Consider the following 6,281-nt stretch of genomic DNA (forward strand, 5'->3'; position numbering starts at 1 on the left):
ACGATGTCGGCTGGCGAAATCAAGAAGGATGCGACGGCCCGGGTGGCTGCCGAGGTGAAGGGCCTGGGCCGCAGCCAAGCTGCTGCGGCGGCGTCCGTCGTTCGCGAAGTGGCGCAGGAGGTGGCGACGAGCGATCTGCGCGACAAGCCGGAGCGCTTCATCAACCGCGAGCTGTCCTGGCTGCAGTTCAACCGCCGCGTCATGGAGGAAGCCTCCAACCGCAGCCATCCGCTGCTTGAACAGCTTCGGTTCCTGTCGATCTCCGCAAACAACCTCGACGAATTCTTCATGGTCCGCGTCGCCGGCCTGCGCGGTCAGGTGCTCCAGGGTGTCGGCACGGTCTCGCCGGACGGGCTGACCCCGGCCGAGCAGCTCGCCAAGATTTCCGAGGCTGTCGCGGGTCTCGCCTCCGACCAGCAGAAGCGCTGGCGCGAGCTGCGCGAAGAGGTCCTGCACGAGGGCATCGTGCTCGTCGATGCGCCGGACGTCACCAAGGCCGAACGGGCCTGGCTCGAGGACCATTTCCTCGGCCATGTCTTTCCGGTCCTGACGCCCCTGGCGATCGATCCGGCCCATCCATTTCCCTTCATTCCCAATCTCGGCTTCACGGTCGCGCTGGCGCTGCAGCGCATCGCCGACGGCCGGCCGATGCGTGCGCTCATCCGTGTTCCGGCCAAGATCGACCGGTTCATGAAACTGCCCGACCTCGCGGAAACGGGCGCCCGACGCTTCGTCACCCTGGAGCAGACGGTCGGCCTGTTCATCAACCGCCTCTTTCCCGGCTACGACGTGAAGGGGCAGGGCGCCTTCCGCATCATCCGCGACAGCGACCTGGAAATCGAGGAAGAGGCCGAGGATCTCGTCCGCCACTTCGAATCCGCCCTGAAGCGGCGCCGCCGCGGTTCGGTGATCAGACTGGAGGCCGAGGCATCGATGCCCGACGACCTCCGCCACTTCATCGCGGGAGCGCTCGGCGTCGTCGACGACGAGATTTTCCGGGTCGAGGGCGTGCTGGCGCTGAACGAGCTGTCCCAGCTCGTCTCGCTGGAGAGGCCTGACCTCAAGTTCGTGCCCTATGCACCGCGCTATCCCGAGCGCATCCGCGACCAGGGGGGCGACTGCTTCGCCTCCATCCGGCAGAAGGACCTGGTCGTCCACCACCCCTACGAGAGCTTTGACGTAGTGGTGCAGTTCCTCAATCAGGCGGCACGCGACCCCAATGTCGTCGCCATCAAGCAGACGCTCTACCGCACCTCCTCGGACTCCCCCATCGTCAAGGCGCTGGCCGAGGCGGCGGAGGCCGGAAAGTCCGTCACCGCTCTCGTCGAGCTGAAGGCGCGATTCGACGAGGAAGCCAATATCCGCTGGGCCCGCGACCTGGAGCGGGCCGGCGTGCAGGTGGTGTTCGGCTTCATCGAGCTGAAGACCCACGCCAAACTGTCCATGGTGATCCGCCGCGAGGGCGAGAACCTCGTCACCTACTGCCATGTCGGCACGGGCAACTATCACCCGATCACGGCGCGCATCTACACCGACCTGTCCTATTTCACCGACGACCCGGTGATCGGTCGCGACGTCGCCCGCATCTTCAATTTCATCACCGGCTATGCCGAGCCGCAGGAACTCGAGGCGATGGCGATCTCGCCGCTCAGCCTCAAGAAGAAACTGCTCGAGCACATCGCCGAGGAGATCGCCTTCGCCAAGGCTGGCAAGCCGGCCGCCATCTGGCTGAAGATGAACTCGCTCGTCGACCCGATGATCATCGATGCGCTCTATGACGCCAGTCAGGCCGGCGTGCGCGTCGATCTCGTCGTGCGCGGCATCTGCTGTCTCAGGCCTGGCGTGCCTGGCCTGTCGGACAATATCCACGCCAAGTCCATCGTCGGCCGCTTCCTCGAGCACAGCCGCATCTATGCCTTCGGCGGCGGGCACGGGCTGCCCCATGCCAAGGCCAAGGTCTATATCTCCTCGGCCGACCTGATGCCGCGCAACCTCGACCGGCGCGTCGAGGTCCTGTGCCCGCTGGTCAACCCGACGGTGCATGAACAGGTGCTCGACCAGATCATGATCGCCAACCTCAAGGACAACGAGCAGAGCTGGCGTCTCTTGCCCGATGGGACCTCGGAGCGTATCAAGCCGGCCAAGGGCGAAGAGGCCTTCAACGCCCACAAATACTTCATGACCAATCCGAGTCTGTCCGGACGTGGAAAATCGCTCAAAGAATCGTCTCCTCGTCGCTTCGCCAGCAGGGCCGAGCGGACTGACGAGTGACGTGTTTGAGATCGCTCCGGGCCGCCTGCAGCTCGGCCCGACTATCGGCGTCATCGACATCGGATCGAATTCGGTCCGTCTCGTTGTCTATGAGGCGCTGACGCGTTCACCGACGCCGATCTTCAACGAGAAGACGTTGTGCGGCCTCGGCCGCAACGTGCAGACGTCAGGCAGGCTGGCCGACGACGCGGTGGTCCGGGCGCTGGCGTCGATCCGCCGGTTCCGGGCGCTCTGCACGCAGCTGCGGGTGGGGGAACTCCACATCCTCGCGACCGCGGCCGTCCGGGATGCGAAGAACGGCCCGGATTTCGTCGCCGCATGCGAGGCAATCTGCGGCGTTCCGCTGCAATTGCTGTCGGGCAAGGAAGAGGCTGCTTTCGCCGCGCTCGGCGTCGTCTCCGGCATGTACCAGCCGCACGGCCTCGTCGGGGATCTCGGCGGGGGCTCGCTCGAACTCGTCGACATCAATGACGGCACGATCGGCACCGGCGTGACCCTGCCGCTCGGGGGCCTCGCTTTGCAGGACACGTCCGGCCAGTCAGTGAAGAAGGCCGAGCGGATCGCCGCCAAGCTGGTCGGCAAGGTCGATCTCCTCAAGAAGGGCAGGGGCCAGACGTTCTACGCCGTCGGCGGCACCTGGCGGTCCCTCGCCAAGCTCCACATGGCCCAGCGCGGCTATCCCCTCAACGTGATGCACGGCTATGCCCTGACCGGAAAGGAAGTCGCCGACTTCTGTTATCTCGTCAGCCGTCAGCCGACCGATTCCGTCTCCCGCATCGACGTCGTCGCCGAGAGCCGGCGGCCGCTACTGGCCTATGGCGCCCTCGTGCTGGAGGCGGTCGTGCGCACGGCGCGGATCGAGCGGGTGGTGATCTCGGTCACCGGCGTGCGCGAGGGATTGCTCTATTCGCTGCTCGACGCAGAGGAGAGGGCTGCCGATCCGCTGATCGCGGCGGCCCGCGAACTCTGCCTCCTCAGGTCGCGCTCGCCGCGGCACGGCGAGGAACTGATCGCCTGGACCGACCGTTTCATGCAGGTCGCCCATCTGGAGGAAAGCCCGGAGGAGCAGAGGCTGCGCCATGCCGCCTGCCTGCTCGCCGATATCGGCTGGCGTGCCCATCCCGACTATCGCGGCGAGCAGAGCCTCAACATCATCGCCCATGCCAATTTCGTCGGCGTCGACCATCCCGGCCGGGCCTATCTGGCACTGGCCAGTTTCTACCGCCACGAGGGCCTGCTCGACGAGTTCATGTCGCCGCGCATCCGCGAACTCGTCGGCGTCAGGCTGTTGGACCGCGCCCGCATTCTCGGTGCTGCGATGCGCGTCGCCTATCTCGTCTCCGCCGCCATGCCAGGAGCGCTGCCGCGCGCGCCGATCCGCGTCGAGGATCGCCGGCTCGTTCTGACGCTCGCCGGCGACCTTTCCGGCCTTGCCGGAGACCGGCTGTCGAACCGGCTGCGCACGCTCGGACGGCTCGTCAGCCGGGAGAGCGAACTGCGCGTCATCCCGTGACCGGAGCCAAAGCCGCGTCGTCGGCGATCACGCGGACCGGCTCGACTGCATTTCAATCCTCGCGGCCGTCACGGGCGCCGGTCACATGCTTGTTCCCGGGTTTCTCCGCCGTGCCTTCTTGCGCGATGCAACATGAATTACCAGACTACCCCCGGTTACAAAGAGTGACCAAGAATTCCGTTTCGCGGATGCCGGTAGCGGCATCGCCCAGGAGAACAGCATGAGCCTCAAGCTCCACACGATCGTCACCAGCACGCGGCCGGGCCGGGTCGGCCCCCAGGTCGGCAAGTGGTTCAACGATGTCGCCGTCGCCCATGGCGGCTTTTCGGCCGAGCTGGTCGACCTCGCCAGCTTCGACCTGCCGGTCTTCGACGAGCCGAACCATCCGCGCATGGCAAAGTACGAGAAGGCTCATACCAAGGCCTGGGCTGACAGCGTCAAGGCAGCGGACGCCTTCGTCTTCGTCACCCCGGAATACAATTACGGCGTCTCGCCCGCCCTCTACAATGCGTTGACCTTCCTCGCCAACGAATGGGCCTACAAGCCGGTGGGCTTCGTCGGCTATGGCGGCGTCTCCGGCGGCCTGCGCGCCGTGCAGCAGATCAAGCCGACGCTGACCACGCTGAAGATGATGCCGATCCCGCAGGCGGTCGCCGTTCCCGGCTTCGGCTCGTTCCTCGGCCCGGATGCGACCTTCAAGCCGAACGACCTGATGGCGACGAGCGCCAAGGAAGTCCTCGACGAACTCGTCAAGTGGGCCAGCGCCCTGAAGCCGCTGCGGGCCTGACGCCCTCTTTCGGCAGGCGATTTGCATGGGAATGGACGATCCGGCCGGCTCGGCCGGGTCGTCATCCCATTAGCGGAGTGGACGTCCGGGCGGCCTTGGCTCTAGAACCCGTCCGGTCTGCTCCATTTCGCGTGCTGCCTGAAAGACTTCCTGCATGTTCAAGAAGATCCTGATCGCCAACCGCGGCGAGATCGCCTGCCGCGTGATCAAGACCGCGCGGCGGATGGGCATCAAGACGGTCGCCGTCTATTCGGACGCCGACCGCGACGCCATGCACGTGGAGATGGCCGACGAGGCCGTCCATATCGGCCCGCCGGCCGCGGCCGAGAGCTATCTGGTCATCGACAAGATCATCGCCGCCGCCAAACAGACCGGCGCCGAGGCGGTCCATCCCGGCTACGGCTTCCTGTCCGAGCGCGAGGCCTTCGCCCGGGCGCTGAAGGACAACGGCATCGTCTTCATCGGTCCCAACCCCCGTGCCATCGCGGCCATGGGCGACAAGATCGAATCGAAGAAGGCGGCGGCCGCCGCCAAGGTCTCGACCGTTCCCGGCTATCTCGGCGTCATCGAGGATGCCGACCATGCCACCCGCATCGCCGACGAGATCGGCTATCCCGTCATGATCAAGGCTTCGGCGGGCGGCGGCGGCAAGGGCATGCGCATCGCCCATTCCGCGTCGGAGGTGGCCGAGGGCTTCACCCTCGCCAAGTCGGAGGCCAAGTCCTCCTTCGGTGACGACCGGGTCTTCGTCGAGAAGTTCATCGTCAATCCGCGCCACATCGAGATCCAGGTGCTGGGCGACAAGCACGGCAACGTCATCTATCTCGGCGAGCGCGAATGCTCGATCCAGCGCCGCAACCAGAAGGTCATCGAGGAGGCGCCTTCGCCCCTGCTCGACCCGGCCACCCGCCGCGCCATGGGCGAGCAGGCGGTGGCCCTCGCCAAGGCAGTCGACTACGATTCCGCCGGCACGGTCGAATTCGTCGCCGGCCAGGACAAGTCCTTCTTCTTCCTCGAGATGAACACCCGCCTGCAGGTCGAGCATCCGGTGACCGAGATGATCACCGGCATCGACCTCGTGGAGCAGATGATCCGCGTCGCCTATGGCGAGAAGCTCAGCCTCACCCAGGACCAGGTGAAGCTCAACGGCTGGGCGGTGGAGAGCCGCATCTATGCCGAGGATCCCTATCGCAACTTCCTGCCCTCGATCGGGCGCCTCGTGACCTACCGGCCGCCGGCCGAAGGCCCGGCGGGCGAGGCCGTGGTGCGCAACGACACCGGTGTCTTCGAGGGCGGCGAGATCTCGCTCTACTACGACCCGATGATTGCCAAGCTGGTCACCTGGGCACCGACCCGCGAGAAGGCGATCGCCGCGCAGGCCGATGCGCTCGACGCCTTCGCCATCGACGGCATCCAGCACAACATCCCCTTCCTTTCGGCGCTGATGCAGCATCCGCGCTGGCAGTCGGGCACGCTGTCGACCGGCTTCATCGCCGAGGAATATCCGGAAGGCTTCCACGGCGTACCGCTGGCCGACGAGCGCGCGGTGCGTTTCGCGGCGATTGCCGTCTACATCAATTCGGTTCATATGGCCCGCGCCGTGCAGATTTCCGGCCAGTTGTCGGGGCGGCCGCGCAAGCTGCCGACGGAATGGGTGGTTTCGGTCGGCGACTGGAACCAGCGCGTGACGGCGGAAGATGCGAACGGGGC

4 protein-coding genes are annotated in these 6,281 nt (G+C 66.0%); all 4 read left to right on the top strand.

All coding sequences use genetic code 11. The features are described 5' to 3' along the window. Positions 1–3: 3 nt before the first annotated feature. The gene (locus Q8O26_RS03185) at positions 4–2,271 is read left to right on the top strand and encodes an RNA degradosome polyphosphate kinase (RefSeq protein ID WP_371134429.1); all 2,268 of its coding nucleotides are present in this window, start codon (positions 4–6) and stop codon (positions 2,269–2,271) included. Between the two features lies 1 nt (position 2,272). Continuing rightward, positions 2,273–3,784 (top strand): exopolyphosphatase, encoded by a 1,512-nt coding sequence (gene ppx / locus Q8O26_RS03190; RefSeq protein WP_305573403.1) that lies wholly within the window; start codon positions 2,273–2,275, stop codon positions 3,782–3,784. A 220-nt stretch (positions 3,785–4,004) separates the two neighbouring features. Then, the gene (locus Q8O26_RS03195) at positions 4,005–4,571 is read left to right on the top strand and encodes an NADPH-dependent FMN reductase (protein ID WP_305573405.1); all 567 of its coding nucleotides are present in this window, start codon (positions 4,005–4,007) and stop codon (positions 4,569–4,571) included. Between the two features lie 154 nt (positions 4,572–4,725). Then, on the top strand, positions 4,726–6,281 hold a 1,556-nt coding region (locus tag Q8O26_RS03200), incomplete at its 3' end, for an acetyl/propionyl/methylcrotonyl-CoA carboxylase subunit alpha (protein WP_305573407.1).

The organism is Phreatobacter sp. (assembly GCF_030691135.1).
Classification (GTDB): Bacteria; Pseudomonadota; Alphaproteobacteria; order Rhizobiales; family Phreatobacteraceae; genus Phreatobacter.